1 protein-coding gene is annotated in these 21,047 nt (G+C 39.9%); it reads left to right on the forward strand.

Going from position 1 to position 21,047, the window contains the following annotated elements; all coding sequences use genetic code 11:
- Window position 1: 1 nt before the first annotated feature.
- Entirely contained in the window at window positions 2-21,040 is a 21,039-nt protein-coding gene (locus NKE59_RS01855; RefSeq protein ID WP_353439206.1) for an SDR family NAD(P)-dependent oxidoreductase, read from the forward strand.
- The last annotated feature ends 7 nt before the right edge of the window (window positions 21,041-21,047 follow it).

Consider the following 21,047-nt stretch of genomic DNA (forward strand, 5'->3'; position numbering starts at 1 on the left):
TATGTCACGCATATACTTAGATGAAGAAGATATTGCCATCATTGGCGCAAGTGTTCGACTTCCCCAGGCCGATTCACTTGATACATTCTGGACGCATTTAGCTAAAGGTAATTCGCTAATTACTAAAGTTCCTCGGGAACGATGGAGTGCCGAAGAGTTATTTGGTAACCCATCAAAGGGTAATAAGACTAATAGTATTTGGGGTGGATTTCTTCCTGACGCCGATTGCTTTGATGCGGAATTTTTTAATATATCTCCGCGTGAGGCGGTTTGGATGGATCCGCAACAACGATTTAGTTTGGAATTAGCATGGAAGGCCATTGAAGATGCTGGCTATTGTCCAAGTTCATTAGCTGGATCTCGAACTGGTGTTTATATGGGGGTTTGTCATTGGGATTATGCTGAGCTGATTGAAAAAAATCTTTCGCATGTGGATGCATATACTCCAACAGGCATAGCTTTTTCAATTATTGCGAATAGGATATCTCATTTTTTCGATTTTCATGGGCCTAGTATTGTCAACGATACAGCCTGTGCGGCTTCAATGATGTCTATTTATGAAGCAGTAAATGCCCTAAAGTCTGGTCAATGCGATCTTGCTTTGGCTGGTGGAGTGAATTTGATTTGGTCTCCAAATCATTTCATTTCCTTCTCAAAAAGTGGAATGCTATCTAAAACAGGAAGTAGTAAAGCATTTGATCAGCAGGCCGATGGTTACGTACGCGGTGAGGGTGGGGCAATGTTGCTGCTGAAAAAGGCTAAACAGGCTCGTTCAGATGGTGATCCAATATATGCGACCATTAGAGGTATAGGAAGTAATCACGGTGGGAAAACAAATTCACTAACAATAACTAATCCTGTTGCACAGGCTTCGTTAATTTCTGAAGTTTACCGTAATGCAGGAATTGACCCAGGTAGTGTTACTTATATTGAAGCCCATGGAACAGGAACTCCACTTGGGGATCCAATTGAAATTGCGGGACTAAAGCAGGCGTTTTCAATACTCCATAAAGAGAATGGTAGTGAGCCAATTGAGGGTAGTTGTGGAGTGGGATCAGTCAAGACAAATGTTGGGCATCTTGAAGGTGCTGCTGGAGTAATTGGAGTTATTAAAGTTCTTGCAGCAATGCGTCATGATGCTTTGCCAGGCAATGTTGGCTTCTCAGAGATAAATACATTAATTGATTTGAAAGGTACCCCCTTTAGAGTTCAAAGTGAACTAACAAAATGGGTTCAAGAACCTGGAAAAATACGTCGCGCAGGAGTGAGCGCTTTTGGTTTTGGTGGAAGCAATGCCCATGTATTGCTAGAAGAAGCGCTTGAAATAAATAACTCTAAACATGAAGATAAGTTATTCAACAGTACCGCTCCATTATTAATCCCATTATCCGCTCTTAATGATGAGCGCTTAAAAGCCTATGCCAAAGAATTATTGGCTTTTATACAAAACCAGCCAAAACTCTCGCCAATATTCAATTTGGCTTACACCATGCAGGTTGCTCGCAAGCAAATGGATTGCCGCATCATATTTAATGTAGAAAATTTGGACGAGTTGTGCGAGGCTCTGCACTCTTTCATTGATGGTATTGAGGATGTGCGTGTTTTTACTCAGGGAGATATTGTTAATACTGGCAGTATCCACAACGAAATTATTGTCAATTGGTTAAATGGGAAATCGGTAGATTGGAATGCTTTATATAGCGATCAGCGTCCTGGGCGTATACATGCACCAACTTATCCATTTGAGCGAAAAAGATATTGGATGGATCTATCTCAAGGTGTACGCGATGAGCAATTTGCAATACATCCTTTATTGCATCGTAATGAGTCACGACTTAATGAGCAGCGTTATCGATCAAGCTTTATTGGCCATGAATTCTTTTGGCAGGAACATCAAGTTAGCTCATTACAAGTGCTACCGGGAGTAGTTTATTTAGAAATGGCTCGTGCAGCTTATGAATATGCAGAGAAGCTAAAACCGGGAACAAAGATCAATTTTGATAATGTTGTATGGACTAAGCCAATTATTGCTGGCACCAGTCCAGTACATGTAGATATTCTGATAGATAAAAAAGATCAGCATGAAACATCTTTTCAAATTATGGAGACAAGTAACCAGTTCCAGAATTTGCCAAATGTCCAAGGGAGGGTATCGATTCGTTTAGATGAAAATACACCGACTTTGATTGAGATCGATAGCCTGCGCATTTCTTCTAATAAAATTATTGAATCTAGTGAACTGTATAGTCGACTGCGATCTAGTGGTGTACATCATGGAGCTACATTTCAAATAGTAAATAAGTTATATCGCGGCGAAAACTTTATCTTGGCTAACCTCAGGTTGCCTAGAAATTTACATAATTCTTTAGATAAATATTACCTTCATCCTATGTTGCTAGATGCGGCAATTCAGGCATGGATATGTTTTGATGACGAATCACCTTCCTCTCCTGTTGTGCCTTTTGCATGTAGGCATATAGAGGTACATGCTCCATGTGAAAGCATTATGTGGGCAGTGGTTAGGCAAAGTACTACTGCTTTATCTAATCCAAAATTAAAACATTTTGATATTGACATATGTAGTAGCAGTGGCGTGGTATGTTTACGCTTTAAAGATCTTGCTTTACGCGTAATGAGCGATGTTACTGTAGCTGAAACGCTTCTTTTCTCTAAAAGTGAATGGAAAGAGCGTCCTTTAATTAGCGATATAACTCTAGTCATAGATCGTGAGACAAGTGTTTTTCTTGCAGGCTTTTCTCCTGATATTGTGGATCAAGTTTTAGAAAAGAGTCATATATCAGCCGTCATCTTGAAATATGACTTGAATATACCCATGGCCAATTTAGTCGAGACATGGTTTATTACTCTTATAGATAGATTGCGCGATGCAATTCGTTTGAAGCCAAAATTGAACCAATATTTTATGGTATTGGTAAATGATTCTGTAGCTGAATATTTATCCGCTCCCCTCTTGGCTTTATTGAAGACTGTAGCGCTTGAAAATCCTAAATTTAGCGGCTCAGTAATAACATTACAGGGCCACTCTAATGTAGTGCGCATCAATGATGTTATCGAAAGTGAGAGCAAATTTGGTAATGGACTGACTCAGATTCGATATGATGAAGATAAGACTCGCTATGCTTGTACGCAAGCGTTTTTTGTTCCAGAAAAAAAGTCCTCATCTATACTTCTTGACGGGGACGGAGCTTATTGGATAACGGGTGGAGGAGGTGGACTGGGACTACATTTTATAGAAAGTTTAGTCTCAGCTGGTGCGACTAAAATAGTTTTGAGTGGTCGCAACTCTTCGATGACATCAAGAGTTATAGATGAATTAGACGTCTATAGAGCAAAAGGAGTTAGGGTTGACTATCTTTCCTGTGACATCACTAAATACGAAGAGGTTCAGAATGTAACTCAGTGGATCGAGGCAAATATTGGCCCTCTGAAGGGTGTGCTACATGCTGCCGGGGTATTGAGAGATAGCTATATTCTAAAAAAGAATAATGATGAAATAAGCAAAGTATTTGCACCCAAGGTTACCGGTCTTATCAATCTAGATCAAGCCACAAAAGCAATAGACCTTGATTTCCTATTATGTTGTTCATCCATTGCCAGTGTTTTCGGAAATGCTGGTCAAGCTGATTATGCTGCAGCCAATGCTTTTATGGCGAGCTTTCTTGAGAGTCGTCAAGCCTTGGTAAAGTCTGGACAGAGAAGTGGCGCCAGTATTTCTATTGCTTGGCCACTATGGAAAGATGGGGGGATGCAAGTGGATCAAGCATCCCTAATTACTCTGCATCATCATTTCGGTACTGTGCCGATGCCTACCTATGAGGGTATTAAGGCATTCGAGCAGATTCTAAATAGTAGGGTCACAACTCCAATAACAGTCTATTACGGAGTTACTGAGAAAATTTCAAACCTTTTATCTCAAAATGATTTGGGACTAACTCAACTAGAGGATCAGCCAATTGTTGTAGGTAGTCCACCCAATAAGCATGAGCTAGCACTCAATCTTTTTCCGTTGACAGTGACCTTCCTGAAAGAAACTCTTGCTGATCTAATACAAATGGATCCAGTCAAAATTAGATCAAATCGAAAGCTTGAGGAGTATGGACTTGACTCGATCATTATTGTAGAAATGACCAATAAGCTTGAGGAGTCTTTGGGACCGCTATCTAAAACCCTCTTTTTTGAATATGTAGATTTAGATAGTGTGGCCACTTATTTAATTGAAGAGCATGGCCCAGCTCTACAGAATCTTTTAATAAATGAACAATTTATACCCCTAGAAGAAGTCATCAATAAATCGAAAGATGAAATACTAAATTTTTCGTCCGCTGATGACATGGTTCTTGAAGAAAAAAAAGTCAATGATGATACCCATGATATTGCAATCATAGGGTTGTCGTTACGAGTAGCTAAGGCTGATGATCAAAATGCATTTTGGGAGATGCTGTCAAAAGGGCAGCATGGATTCGAAAAATACCCTGAGCAACGTTGGGATCATGAGAAATTACTATATCCCGAACGAGATGTGCTTGGAAAATCAGTAGCTCAAACTGGCGCTTTTCTGAACGGAGTTGATGAGTTTGATCCAAGATATTTCCGAATATCTCAATCTGAAGCAGAGCTTATGTCACCAGAGGTTCGACTCTTTCTGCAAAGTGCTGTTGAGGCTTTTGAAGATGCAGGTTATTCGCGCGAAACTATGCTCTCTAAATATGGTGGGGATGTTGCTGTAATAGTTGGATCTATGACCAATGAATATGATTTATTTGGTTTTCAGAATATGTTAATGCGTGGCTCTTTAGCAAGTGGGAGTTACACAGGAACAGTTCCTAATATGGTTTCATATTTTTATGGGTTTACCGGACCATCCTATTTTCTAGATACCATGTGTTCTGCATCAGCTACTTGTGTTCATGAGGCAGTTCATATGTTGCGTGCTGGGCGCTGCAAGATGGCACTCGCAGGAGGTGTCAGCCTGCTATTGCATCCACAGAAACTGATTGCAACATCCCAAGAGCATTTCACAACAAAAACTGCTGAAGTTATTAGAGGTTATGGGGTAGGAGCAGATGGGACTATCCTCGGTGAGGGTGTGGGCGCAATAGTATTAAAAACTTTGGCTGATGCCAAGCGTGATAACGACCATATTTATGCGATCATCAAGGGAACTGGCATTAGTAATGCAGGCGTTCGTAATGGTTTCACTGTTCCAAACCCTAATCAACAAGCAAGGGCAATTCAAGAAGCTCTCGATGATGCAGGAGTTGATCCACGTTCGATTGGATATATTGAGGGCCACGGCTCAGGAACTGCGCTAGGCGATCCAATTGAGATTAAGGCACTTACCCAGGTTTACTCAAAATATTCCTCAGATCTACAGTTTTGCCCAATTGGTACTGTTAAATCAAACATTGCTCATCTCTTAGGCGCCTCTGGGTTGGCGGGTATAGCTAAGGTATTAATGCAAATTAAGCATGAGCAGTTGGCACCTTCCTTGCATGCCGAAGTTCTCAACCCAAATATACCATTTGCAAAAACTCCTTTTTATGTTCAACGTGAACTTACAACCTGGAAAAGACTGAAAGATTCTGCTGGACTGCCAATACCAAGACGGGCTGGTGTTACTTCAATTGGTGCGGGTGGAATGAATTCTCATATTATCCTAGAGGAGTACTTAGACACTACAGTCAGTAAGACTGTAGTAGATAAGCCTGAGTTATTAGTATTCTCGGCAATGACACCTTTAGCGTTGCAGAATTCAATTGAACGTTTGCATGCTCAAATGTTGGATGAACCTTCGCTTGAGCTTTCTAACATCGCATTTACTCTGCAGGTAGGGAAGAATGAGCTACCCTGTCGCTTGGCAATCATATGCGATAGCCGGAGTTCATTGTTATCAACTTTGCAGAAGTATTCTGTAGAGGCACCACAGAATGGAACGTGCCTATATTATGTTCCAACAATTTTAGAGTCTGACTTTATTGTTGACCCTGAATTGGTAGCTAAAGCAATTAGTACAAAAGATCTTGATCGATTAGCGCAATATTGGGTTAATGGAATAAAAATTGATTGGTTTCAATTTCATCTAAAAGATCAGCCAAAACGCGTTTCACTACCATCCTATCCATTTGAAAAAATTCGTTGTTGGTACGAGTTATATCCTGATGCGCCTTCAGTAACTCACCCTTTAGGTAGTAAATTAAAGCTGCATCCATTTATTGGGATGAATAATTCTGATCTTTCTGGGATGCGCTATACAACTGAAATATATTTGAATGAAATGCTTGATTACGCCTATAAGATAGGGCGAAATCAAAGCGTATTGCCATTAGTGCTGCCTGAAATATTTATGGCGGCGATACAGATCGCAGGTTTCAATTCATCTTCAGTAATGAGTGGCTTAAGAGTCTTACAAGTGCCTCGTTGGGAGGATATTTCTCGTTTAGAGATTCAAGTTAAATTGTTGGATGAAAATACTATAGATATAGTTCTTAATGCAAGTGACCAAGGTGATAAATGGTATCCACTGGCCTATGCTAAAGCAAGTAAGCAAAAAAATACTGTAAAAATAGATCCTATTTCTATAGAGCTAACTCGTTCCGGCACAAAAATAATAGAGCGAGAAGCATGGTATGCAGGCTTAGCAGATGTGGGCATGCATTTTGACCCTTTTCTTGAAGTATTGAAATGTGCTTATATGCATCAAGATGGATCAGTTTTTTGCGAATTAATGCCATCCTTTTTACAGCAAGATTATTCTAAAGCCAACATTCGATTACCTTCATATTTACTTGGCGTTGCATACCAAAGTATTATTTTGAGCATGCCGCAAGGTGCCACATTAGCACTCGATGAGATTGCAAGAGTGCTCGTATTTGATTCTGAAGCTAAGTATGTTTTAGTAAAATTAGGTAAAAGTCAAGAATATAGAGACATTCTATTCGTTGACGAGCATGGTGATATATCAGCAATTCTGGAAGATGTAAAAATGCTTCCAGCTCATCAGATTGGACAGTTGTCCAGGCAGCAGGAATTCTCTCTTCCTGTAAAGCAATTTAGTCCCTCGACTTCTGACTCTTTGAACGATGGGGTACCTCTAATAGCTGATGATTCTAAACAGCTAGAGCTTGAATTGCGTGATGTAGTAGCAAGGCTATTAAAATTTCCAGTAACAGAGGTTAGCGCGCGCACACATTTTTTTGATCTTGGCTTCGACTCAATATCACTTACACGACTTGCGACAGAAATAAATACTATTTATGGGACCTCGCTTAACCCATCTATTTTTTTTGAATATGAAGATATTCAAGCATTAAGCTCACATTTAAGGGTGCGTTATGCAGTGAACTCCAAGAATGCAATAGTTCCTGCTGGGATCAAAGAATCCAATCTAATAAATAATCAATTATCTAAACATGAACAATATTTAGAGGAGGTTGATCAAAGCTCAAAAACTGAGGCAGCCTCGAGTGCACCAATAGCTATTATTGGAATGTCAGCACGCTTGCCTGGAGCAAATACACCGCAAGAGTTTTTCAATCACCTTTTAGCAGGTCACGATCTCGTCGGAAATCTACCGTTTGAGCGTTACTCAGAGCCCTATCTTAAGCGTATTCTCAGCGCAGAATTTCCGCAATTCGGAGCCTTTCTTCAAGATATAGATTCTTTTGATGCGGAGTATTTCAATATTTCGCCGCACGAAGCTCAGCGAATGGATCCGCAGCAAAGGTTAATGCTTGAAACAGCAGTGCATGCTCTTGAAGATGCAGGCTATGCACCAGAACAATTGCCATCAGATACTGGTGTTTTTATAGGTGTTAGTGGACATGATTACGCCTCACTACTGCAGGCTTATGGAATTGAGACGGATGGCTTTGTAGCAACTGGGAATTCACTTGCAATGGTTGCCAATAGAATTTCTTATAAATTGAATATTCATGGTCCAAGTCAGGCAATAGATACTGCTTGTTCTAGCTCTTTAGTGGCTATTCTTCGAGCAGTAGAATCCATTCGCTCTGGGCAATGTAGTGCTGCAATAGTTGGCGCAGTTAATCTTGCTTTAAGTCTCGAAGGTTTTGAGGGCCCTTACAAAGCTGGAATGCTTAGTCCTACAGGACGATGCCATTCATTTTCATCCAAGGCAGATGGTTATGTACGTGGTGAAGGAGTAGTTGCGCTGCTAATAAAGCCTTTGCATTTGGCAGAGCGGGATGGTGATCAAATTATAGGCGTTCTACTAGGGGGAGCTGAGAACCATGGCGGTCATGCAGGCTCATTAACTGCTCCTAATACCCATGCTCAGGCCGACTTAATTAAAAGGGCTATGGCTGGTATTGATCCAACTACTATTGGATATATTGAGACCCATGGTACCGGTACGATTCTTGGGGACCCAGTTGAAATTAATGGGTTACAACAGGCCTATCGTAGCTTGATGAGTTCAAATCGAACAATTGCGCCTAGTATTGGGCTTGGCTCAGTCAAGTCTAATATTGGTCACTTAGAGGCTGCCGCTGGTCTTGCTGGTGTAGTTAAAGTATTGATGGCAATGCGGGCCGGTGAATTACCAGCCACTCTCCATTGTGAAGAGATAAACCCCCATATTTCTCTAGAAGGCAGCCCATTTTATTTTGTAAAAGCTCGACAAGAATGGCCGCGTAATCTTGATAATGAAAAAAAGATAGTATTTAGACGGGCTGCAGTGAGTAGTTTTGGATTTGGGGGAAGTAATGCACATTTAATTCTAGAAGAGTATCCCATCAAAGAGGGTTTTCGTCGCCAAGCTCTCCCGTTACATCGTTTTTCTAAAACGCGTTTTTGGATACCTAATCTAAATTTATCTGAAGAAACGGTGATGCTTAAACCAGAATGGGTATTGTCACCACTCTCCAGAAATGTATTTACATCTCCAAACCTGCACATTATTTTCCCTTGTGAAATTTCAATTCCAAAAATTTCAACATTGAAATGCGAAGTAATTAATGTTGAGAATGTCATGGGTGATATCAGTCAGCGCTATATATCAACGGCCATTGAATTATTTAAGATATTGCAAAAACTTCTACAAAGACCTGATTCTGATACTTATTTGGTTCAGCTTGTGGTACCGCTTGACGGTGAAAAAGAATTATATGAGGGCTTAGGAGCTATGCTTGATAGTGCGTGCGCTGAGTGTCCACGACTACTAGCCCAAGTAATTAGCGTATCTTCTTCAACCTCCTCTAATCAATTAGAGGATATTCTTATCCAAGAATCAAGACAGGTAGGTGAGCGGCGGATAAGGTATGTTGATGGACAGCGTTTTGTCCGTCGTTGGAATGATTTAGCTAATTTGCTGCCAGTAGCGAAACCTGATCCATGGCGTGATGGAGGAGTGTATCTTATTAGCGGAGGTCTTGGCGCATTAGGACGCATAGTAGCAAAGCACATAACTACTCATTATAAAAATATTACGCTAATTTTACTTGGAACAATTCCATTAAACCAGGAGCGTACTGAATTCATCGGTAATTTGAAGACAAATAGTGCGAAAGTAAATTATCACCAACTCAATCTTGAGGATTTTGAGGCTACGGCTAGAATTGTGAATGATTGTGTAAATTCTTTTGGTAATTTACATGGTGTGATACATTGTGCAGGCACTCATCAAGATGCTGCAATTGTATTTAAAACAAATCAGCAGGTCGATGCTGTAATGAGGTCTAAAGTGAGTGGCGCATATTCACTTGATAGAGCTTGCAGCAATCTAAATCTTGATTTTTTTGTGATGTTCTCCTCTCTTGCAGGCGCAGTTGGTAATGCCGGTCAAGCAGATTATGCAGCTGCTAATGGCTTTCTGGATGCGCTAGCATCGTTCCGTAGTAATTCAATGCGGTCTATTTCTTGGCCATTATGGCGCGATGGTGGTATGAAGGTGAGTGCAAGCTACGAGCAAGCATTTTTTGAGAAAATGGGTCAAAGAGCTCTATCCTCAACCGCAGGGTTAAATTCTTTAAGTACTTTAATTAGTGTTAGCGCTCCCAATGTCGCTGTAATTGCGGGGGATTCTAAGCGTATTCGCTCATTCTTTGATTCTGTATCAAGTCAAACTAATGAAGTTATATCCCATAGAGAATTTACTAATACTGCAGATGAAGATCGCTCAGCTTTGATTGATCACGTTGCACTTCATCTAGGAAGATTATTAGCAAAGTTAACAGGTATGAAAGCAGATGAAATTCAGGGTGATACACCTTTAGAGGTATATGGAATTGATTCACTGCTGATTACTAACCTAAATAAATCCCTGAGCTCAACTTTTGAAAATTTAAGTAAGACCTTATTTTTTGAACATCGAACGCTAACGCAAGTGGCACGATATTTGGTAAACACGCAAAAACTAGCCTGCGTTAATTGGGTTGGCTATCAAAGCAATAAAAAGCTAGATACAGTGAGATTACAAGCAGGTTCAGAGATTACCGACAAGATTCCATCTAGCCGAATAGCTAAAGTGGATATTAACGAGCCAATTGCTATTGTTGGAATGAGCGGTCAATATCCTAAAGCCCCTGATCTCCAGAAATTTTGGCAAAACCTTACTCAGGGTATAGATGCTGTTTCCGAAATACCCATGGATAGATGGCCGCTCCAAGATTTTTATAATCCTGATTCCTCTAAAGCAGTTGAGAGTGGTCAAAGTTACTCTAAGTGGGGCGGCTTTCTTGAGGATTTTGCAAAATTCGACCCATTATTTTTCCGTATTGCACCACGTGATGCTCTTGCAATGGATCCGCAAGAGCGTTTATTTTTAATGAATGCTTGGGCTGCCTGTGAGGATGGGGGATATACGCGTTTACGTTTTGCACAACAGCATGATTCGCGTGTGGGCGTATTTGTTGGAATTACGAAAACAGGTTATGCCCTATATGAACCATTTCTTACCGAAACGGGCACCACAGTTCGTCCCAGTACGTCTTTTAGTAGTGTTGCTAATCGAGTTTCGCATGTGTTTGATCTCAATGGTCCCAGCATGCCTATTGATACCATGTGCTCCTCTTCGCTTGTTGCAATTCATCAAGCATGTGCTAGCCTGTATTCAGGTGAGTGCGAAATGGCAATTGCTGGAGGCGTCAATCTATACCTGCATCCCTCTAATTATATTGAGCTTAGCGCGTCAAGGATGCTCAGTCCCGATGGACAGTGCAAAAGTTTTGGAGATGAAGCCAATGGATTTGTGCCGGGTGAGGGGGTTGGATGTGTTTTGCTTAAACCTTTGTCGTATGCTATCGCCGATGGCGATAATATTCATGCGTTGATCCGCTCGAGTGCTGTTAACCATGGCGGCAAAACAAATGGTTATACCGTTCCTAATCCTACGGCACAAAGTGAGGTAGTGCGTATAGCCTTAGATAAAGCTGGAATTGATGCACGCTCAGTTACATATATTGAGGCTCATGGTACTGGCACTGAATTAGGTGACCCAATAGAGATACAGGGATTAACAAATGCTTTCAGAGTTGATACAGCAGAATGTGGATTTTGTGCAATAGGATCAGTTAAATCGAATATTGGGCATCTCGAGGCTGCGGCTGGCATTGCAGGTCTAACAAAGATAGTTTTGCAAATGAAGCATGGCACATTAGTGCCTAGCTTACATGCAGAAAAGGAAAACCCCAATATACAGTTTTCTGAATCACCCTTTGATATTCAAAGAAAATTGCAACCTTGGTATCCAAAGGTAATCAAAATTGATGGAGTGATTAAAAATCAATCACGTATTGCTGGCGTATCTTCTTTTGGCGCTGGAGGGACTAATGCACATCTGATCATAGAGGAATGGCCATCAAGCACATATGGTAGTCAAGATTTAAATAGGATGTCTTTTACAGAAAATAGACTTTCACTTCCTATTCTTTTATCAGCAAAAGACTCTATAAAACTTCGTGAAATGGCATTAAATTTATTAGCTGTATTAGAAGGGTCGGGTAGTGAAATTCAATTGCACAATACTTCTAGCATTTCTGCCGTTAGCATAAGTGAAATTGAAGCCGTAATCCAAGAGGCAATTGCAGAGATTTTGAGCGTATCAAAAGCTGATCTCAATACAGACGAACAGTTTACAGAATATGGAATTACATTGCTACATTTGCATGCAATTCGCAAAATACTTGAAAATAGATTTGGGATCGTATTAAGTAAAACTGATTTTTCTCTTTCGAGAAATATTGCTGATTTAATCAATCTTATGTCTACGATATTGACATCAAGATTGGAGAAGTCCTCTAAATTAGACTTGAGAGATATTGCCTATACTCTAGCCCATCGTGAGCAAATGACTGCTCGCCTAGGTATCGAGGCCTCTACATTGGCTGAATTAAAAACTAAGTTAAAAGCATTCCTGGATCAAGAAATTGTAAGTGGTATTTTTATCGCCGCGCAAGAAAAGGCTTTGGTAGCATTAAATAACGATGGGGATTTTAATGACTCACTTTCACGCTTATTGACTAAAGGACGCATTGGAAAGGTCTTGGATTTCTGGGTTCAAGGTATGAGCATTGATTGGATTAATTTATTTCCCTCCCTGCGAGGAAATATCATTTCATTGCCAACCTACCCCTTTTCTTCGGAGCAATTTTGGATTCCTTCGCCAATGAGTTATGTGTCTGTTGCTGAGTTAGTTGGAACTGCAATGGTTGATGAAGAGCACACGGCTTTATTAGCCGACAGCCTTGAGCTTCAACGCCAATTAACACTTCTCGTAAATGCGATTCTAGAAGAAATTCCTAAGGATAGAATTGTTTCTGCTTATAAGGACTGGTACCAGTCAATCAAACTTTCACTTGAGAGCAGTGAAATTGATAATCATGGTACTTTAGAGACTGCTTGGGCACTCTGGGACCAATATTCTAATACTGCACATGCCCACGGTGGACCGGTTGCTCAAATTACTCTTGCAGAAACTGTATTGCATTCTCTTCCTTCAATTCTCACAGGATCGCAGCTTGCTACAAGCATAATATTTCCAGAAGCTAATATGTCTTTGGTAGAGGCTGTTTATAAAGAAGATAGAGTGGCGAGTCGTTTTAATGTGACTCTTGGTTTAGCAGCTTGTAATTTTATAAAACAAAGATTGCGTCAAAATCCTTCTAAGCCTATACGCATTTTAGAAATTGGAGGGGGCACAGGCTCGTCTACAAGTATTTTGTGCTCAACTTTGTCACCTTTTACAGAGTCCATTGAAGAATATTTATTTACAGATATTTCACGTGCTTTTTTAATAAGAGCAGAACGCAATTTCACTGAGAATATGCCTTATTTCAAAACTGCACTATTAGATATAGAGCGACCACTGAATTCTCAGAATATAGATCTGGGTGCATATGATCTTGTAATTGCTTCAAATGTTCTTCATGCTACTCAGGATATGCACTCTACGCTAGCAATAGTTCGCACCGCTATGGCAGATGATGCACTGTTATTAATAAATGAGATTAATCATGGAACCATGTTTACTCATGTTACATTTGGATTGCTTGATGGATGGTGGAAGTTTCAAGATAAACATCTCAGAATTCCTGGCACTCCTGCATTGAATACTCAAACATGGAGAGGAATCTTAGAGTCCTCAGATTTTGAATGGGTTGCGGCAAGCCCTAATTCTGAACAGGCATTGGGGCAGCAGATTATTGCAGTTCGCGCAAAATCTAAAAATATTATTGTTGACCAATCTAAAGTAACAGCAATAGATAAGGAAGGTTTTAAGAAATCTAACTTTTCACCAGATATAACAACCGTACCATCTGGCAGTCAATTGATTGACAGCTTGGAACAACAATATCAATTCAGTGGTTTAAGAGATGCAATTTTGAATTCTCTCAGTGAGACCCTTAATATCGCTAAATCATCAATAGATACTCAATTATCTTTTGCTGATTACGGTCTTGACTCCATTCTTGCAGTTGAGCTTGCACAAAAATTACGAACAAGCCTAGGGATAGACCTTGAGGTTACACGATTATTTGACTTCTCTAGTGTTAAACAGCTTGAATCTTTTATCGGTAGTGAATATGCAGATACTTTAAGTAAGCCAACTCTTGCTGTTCAGGCGTTTACCAATAATTATGATCTAAGTAGCAAACCTAGCGATTTTGTTGATGAAATTTCCCCGAAGAAAGTTCCCAGTACTAATAATGAAAAAATTGCCAGCCCAATTTCTCTCTCTTTAAAGCGTGAGCCTATAGCTATAGTAGGGATGAGTGGTCGTTTTTCAGGATCTAAAAATGTTGAAGAGCTATGGGCGCATTTGTTAGCTGGACATGATTTAGTGACCCCTGTTTCTCGCTTTGATCTTTCGTCTTTCTATAAAGATGCTTCATTAGGATCTTATTGTGACCGTGGGAGCTTTATTGATGGCGTTGATAAATTTGACCCTGTTTTTTTCTCTATTTCTGGTCTTGAGGCCACCTATATGGATCCTCAGCAAAGGCTTTTTCTTGAAGAAGCGTGGAAGACTTTAGAGAGTGCGGGACATGCAGGTTTAGATATGATCGGACGCCGCTGCGGTGTATTTGTTGGATGCAGCTCAGGTGATTATCAAGAGCTATTTGCTTCTCAGCCACCAGGACAGGCATTTTGGGGAAACACCAGCTCACTGATCCCGGCTCGTATTTCTTATTTTCTTGATTTCAAAGGTCCTGCGATAGCAGTAGATACTGCTTGTTCGAGTTCACTAGTAGCGGTTCAATTGGCCTGTCAGAGTATATGGAGTGGTGAATCTGAAATGGCCTTAGCTGGCGGAGTCTTTGTACATTGCACTTCGCGTTTTTACCGTTATGCAAATCAAGCTCAAATGCTATCTTTAAGTGGTCGTTGCGCAGCATTTGGAAATCATGCCGATGGTATTGTTCCAGGAGAGGCTGCAGCTGCAGTATTGCTGAGACCTTTAGCGGACGCCCTGGCAGATGGCGATAATATTTTGGGTGTAATTGCAGGTGTTGGTACAAATCAGGATGGCACAACCAATGGTATAACTGCGCCAAGTGGAGTTTCACAAGAGCAATTATTACGACAAATATATTCTGAGTTTAATATTAATCCTGCTGAAATCAGTATGGTTGAGGCTCACGGAACCGGCACCCCTTTAGGGGACCCAATTGAATTTTCAGCTCTGGATAGAGTGTATACATCTAGCTCTTCACATAAGCATTATTGTGCTCTTGGGTCAGTAAAATCAAACTTAGGTCATGCCACTACTGCGGCTGGCATTACAGGTTTAATTAAAGTATTGCTAGCCATTAAGCATGAACGAATTCCGCCTACAATTCATTTAAATGGCCTTAATCCTGCTATACACCTGGAAAATAGTGCTTTTTATCTAAACGATAAGTCGATTGAGTGGGGCCCATCATCTGAGGCTAATCGACTTGCTGCAATTAGCTCATTTGGATTTAGTGGAACAAATGCACATCTTGTTATTCAAGAGCCACCACCATTAGAGGCCCATGAGAATCTCCGTCCTGCCTATTTAATAGCACTCTCAACACGGAGTGAGGCACAACTTAAGCAGTACGCTAAGGATTTACTTGAGTTTTTAGAGCTTACTCAGGTATCTAACTGTGCAGATCTTGCATTTACATTGCTCGCTGGTCGGCGGCCCCTTTCTCATAGACTTGCAATAGTAGCGACAAGTCTTGATGACTTACGTACCAAATTATATCAATGGCTTAATAATGGTTCTGCATCTGGCGTAGAGATGAGATTGATTGAGTCTGAATTAGATGAAGAGCCATCAGATCTCGAGAGTGCAAATACTATCATTCAGAAAATACGTAACTACACGCTTCTAGAGAATGAAGAATATTTAAACTGCTTGAAGCAGTTGGGTGAACTCTTTTTGAGGGGTAGCAAAGCTAGATTAGATTTGCAATTCGATCAATCCAAGCATCGGCGATTAGCTCTCCCAACATATCCTTTTAAGTCGGATCGTTATTGGGTAGGTGGGGACGTCCCCGTTAATGATTTTTTTCCAATTATCAAACAAGGTAATAAAAATTCAAGAAATCAAAATATTTATCTAGATTTGAAACAATCAGGCTTAGAAAACACATCGACTGAGTTAGTAAGAAAAAAAGTGCTATTGCAACCCATTCAGGAGTCTGATGAAGGTAGGGGGTTATTTTCAATATCCAGGGCCCCTGACCGTGAGGGCATTCGACACCTGATCACTGATGGCTCTTGGTCTGCAGAATTTCAAGAGGCGCTTGTTAGGGAATTAGAAATTGCAGGTCGGAACGAAGCTATTAAAGCTGTTTTCATCAACGCTAATTCCTCATGGAATGATTCTGGCCATTTTTCGGTAATTAAAAATAGATTACCTAAACCTACCTTCGAATGTTCAATTCCAATTGTTGCAGCTGTTAAGGGTGGGGCATCAGGCAGAGGATTAATGTTTCTATTGCTCTGCGATTTTGTAATATTAGATAGCCATGGACAATATGGCTTTCCTCCATTAGACATAACTGAAGATTTCGAATTTTTTCAACGGTACTTAGATGTCAATATTGCAAAGAGAATCTTAGGAAATAGTGCCTTCATGACTGGTTTAGAATGCCAGTCCTGTAGAACGGGGATGATTGCAGTTGATCAAAATCAAATGAGTGATTATGCACTTGAGATCATTCATCATTTAGTTGCTATTCCTCGATTGTCTCTGGTTCTATTGAAGCAGCATATGAGGAAAAACTCATTTGAGTTTCTTGATTTAAAAATGACCCCTCTTTCGATTCCTTTAGAGGAGTTAACATCTAATCCGCAGCATCGCCAGGAAATTTCATTAAAGACAACCGTTGTTAGTCTAGAAGTCTTTGATGATGGAGTTGCAGTGATTCATATGCGCGAGGAAAAGCAGAAAAATTCATTTAACGATGCATTAATGAATGGTTTGATAGAAGTTTTTGAACGTATATCTCAAATGCCAGAATTAAAAGTATTGGTACTTACTGGATATGGAGCTTATTTTGCTTGTGGTGGAACTCAGGAGGGCTTGGAAAGCCTTCAAAGTGGAAAATCTAAATTTACAGATTTAAAAGTCTATACGCTTCCAATTGAATGTGAATTACCAGTTATTGCGGCAATGCAAGGACATGCTATTGGGGCTGGCTGGTCGTTAGGCATGTTTTGTGATGAAACATTGTTTAGTTTAGAGAGTATCTATCACAGTAATTACATGCGGTTTGGTTTTACTCCTGGTGCAGGCGCAACATTCATCTTTCCAGAACGACTGGGTGATCATTTAGGTAGAGAAATATTATTTACTGCAGCAGAGTATAGAGGGCACACTCTATTAGAACGTGGCGTTGGCATAACTGCAATACCAGGGGCGGAAGTACTAACACAAGCTCTTAAGCGAGCTCACCAGTTAGCTCGATCTTCGCGGGAAGAGCTTATTTTTCAAAAAGCTAGTAAAAGACGTTTAATTTCAGCGCGTCTTGAAGAGATATTTGTAAAAGAGTTATCTATGCATGAAAAAACCTTCATTGGAAATAGGAAGGTATTAGAAAAAATTAATCAACATTTTTCTGAAGGCACTTCAGTAAGCATTAATGCTGATCTGTCTTTAGCTAAAAAAAGTAGTTCTAGTGGGAATGTTAATAAGAGCGACCCTTTGGATGTTCGCTCTAAGTTGCTTTCGACATTGGCCGAAGAATTAATGATTGATGTTTCAGAAATTTCAGATGCATCTGGGTTTCTTGCGCTTGGACTAGACTCAATACTAGCCGTAACTTGGATAAGAAAAATAAATCATATATTTGATTTAAATTTACCTGCAACAGTTGTTTATAGACATCCTACAGTAGGTGCATTTATTGCTCATATTAAGGATTTGTCTGTCAATTTGGTGGCTGAAGAAGTCAATCTGAGCTTTCTATCAAATACAGAGTCTAATATTTCAGATGAGGCTCCTATTAATTCTTTCTTAGGCAAACTTGACGCTACCGAATGGATTCGAGATAAATTAGTTAAATCCTTGGCAAACGAACTCATGATTGATTCTACTGAGATTCGTGCTCAATCTACATTTTTAGATCTAGGTCTTGATTCTATTTTGGCACTGATTTGGGTAAGAAAAATAAATTCAATATTTGACATTAGTTTGCCAGCAACAGTTGTCTATATGCATCCAACGGTCAATGTACTTGCAGAACATATTGAAACGCTGATCAAAAATAATTCACTCTTATTGCGTGATGATGCACTCACAAATCAGAATACTCATGAAACATTACAAGCCGAAAAGTTCAATGCATTGTTTGAGTTAGACTCTCAACTTAAGAGTATCAATACCCAAGAAAAATTTGAACCTGAGGATTTGAATAGACACAAATCATTGCCGAAATTTATAAATCGTGAGTCTTCAGATGCCATTGCTATTATTGGTGCCTCGGGGAGGTTTCCCAAAGCCTTAAATCTTGTAGATTTCTGGAAAAATATTAGCTCTGGACGAGATTGCATTGAGGAGGTCCCATTTGATCGATGGGATGTTTCTAAATACTATGATTCTGATCCAACTGCAATAGAAAAATCTTATTCTAAGTGGATGGGTAGCATCGATGATATTGATAGATTTGATGCTGATTTCTTCAACATCAATCCACGTGAAGCAGAGTTGATGGATCCACAGCAGCGTTTATTTCTTCAGCATGCCTGGCATGTAATTGAAAACGCTGCTATTTTACCCTCAGAATTAGCAGGTTCCCAATGCGGTGTTTTTGTAGCCAGCGGAAATAGTGGTTATTCTGAACTAGTTAAAGCGCGAAATGCTTATAGCTTAATAGGAAGCTCTGGCTCTATTTTGGCTGCGCGAATTGCTTATATTTTAGATCTTCACGGCCCATGTATCTCTATTGATACCGCATGCTCAAGTTCTCTTGTTGCAGTTACTCAGGCATGTAATAGTCTTTTGCTCGGCGAAGTTGATCTTGCCATAGCTGGAGGTGTATGTATATTGATTGGGCCTGATATGCATATTGACACTTCAAAAGTGGGTATGCTATCCCCTGAAGGACGTTGTTTCCCTTTTGATAGCAGGGCTAATGGTTTTGTGCCTGGTGAAGGTATTGGTGTTGTGCTGCTAAAACGTTTGGCCGATGCTGAACGAGATGGAGATCCGATCCGTGGAATTATCCGAGGCTGGGGTGTCAATCAAGACGGCAAAACAAACGGCATCACTGCACCAAATCCACAGGCACAGAGTCGTTTAATTGGGGATATTTATAATAAATTCTCCATTGATCCCGCCACAATTAGCCTAATTGAAGCGCATGGGACCGGTACAGCGCTTGGTGATCCCATTGAGATTGAAGGATTAAGTGAAGTTTTTGGTGTTCTTTCAGAGAAGCAAAGCTATTGCGCTATTGGTTCAGTAAAGGCTAATGTTGGCCATTTGCTCGCGAGCGCGGGTATCGCCGGCGTTCTTAAAGCATTGCTAGCTTTGGAATATCAAAAGCTACCCCCAAGCGCAAATTTCAAAGTACAGAATAGCCATATTCAGTTGGATAACACCCCATTTTACATAAATCAAGAGTTAAAAAATTGGGATAAAGTTAGCTCTATACCTAGGCGTGCTGCAATTAGTGCATTTGGATTTAGTGGAACTAATGCACATCTGGTCCTTGAAGAAGGTCAATCAGTTGATGCTAATTTGCATACTGAAAATAAATTACCATTAATAAGTAAGTATATTTTTGTTCTTTCTGCAAAAACAAAAGAACAGTTGATTGATTATGTGTTCTCTATCAAAAATTTTGTTGAATCTAAGTTTGATATAAGCCTTGGAAATCTAGCGCACACGCTACAAGTTGCTAGGCAAATTTACGATGCAAGAATTTCTTTTGTATTTAATAGCAGAGAAGATTTATTAGAGAAGCTATCTCGGATTACTCAATCACAATTTAATAATGATATTTACTTAGAAGCGGAAGGCAAACCAATCTCTGCTCTGTTTAGTAATGATGAAGACATTGCTTTGCTGTTGGAGCCATGGTTCGCCTCTAATAGTGTGGAAAAAATTTCTCAATTATGGGTATCGGGAGTAAAAATTAATTGGATGAAGCTACAGGATGCTTGTCTACACAGACGCATTGGTTTGCCTGGCTATCCCTTTGCAAGAACTCGACATTGGATTGATGCTGAAGATTCTTTACAAATTTCTTCGCCTCAGATAGTCGAAGAAATACATGTGATGCCTCAGTTTAGTAACTCTTCAAAAACCTTAAACGGATCTGAGTCCTGGTTGAACCGATATGAAATTGATGGTGAAAAATTACTACCAGGATTCTTCTATCCGGCGATGGCCCTAGCGGCTGCAGAAAAAGCAACTACTAAAAAGGTGGTTGGTTTAAAGAACTTAGTTTGGGGTAGCCCAGTAGCAATTAACGGGCATGCTCGTGAATTGCAGGTCGTGATTGAATCTGATGAGCATGGTTTGATTTACCATATTTCAGCAGATGGAGATGAAACAGTAGCCTACCATGTAGGTGAAGTAATACTCGATTTTAATGAAGGATACTGGCCTGCAGAATTTGATTTGAAGAAAAATCTTTCTGCTACCGATATAACAAAAAAATTCATTAAATTTTCTAAGCGCGAAACTCTAATGAATTTCGAAATTAGTAGTGTTTTACTTAATGAAATACAACTTATAGCTCGGGTTAGTCAAAAAGATCAGACTACTAAGATAGCCCCATCACTCCCTCTTAATTTCATTTGGGATTTATATTCTTTTTATATGATGGAATGTATAGATATAGAAAGTATTGAAACTGTACAGAATAAAAATAAGAAATTAGCAACTCATTTTCCATTTATGTTGAATTCAATTCAGCAAGATGGACCTTTGCCAGATAATTTCATTATTCGAGTTTGGTCAAACAGTGCAAATCGATCAGTAAATATAGAGATATTTGATTCTGATGGTAAGCCAAAATTAGTTTTGGATGGCTTAATGGCAGAAGACTATAGCAATCTCTCGCAAATTAGACTTCAGTAGAAAATTC

Origin of the sequence: Polynucleobacter sp. UK-FUSCHL-C3 (assembly GCF_040409815.1) — a bacterium.
Lineage (GTDB): Bacteria > Pseudomonadota > Gammaproteobacteria > Burkholderiales > Burkholderiaceae > Polynucleobacter.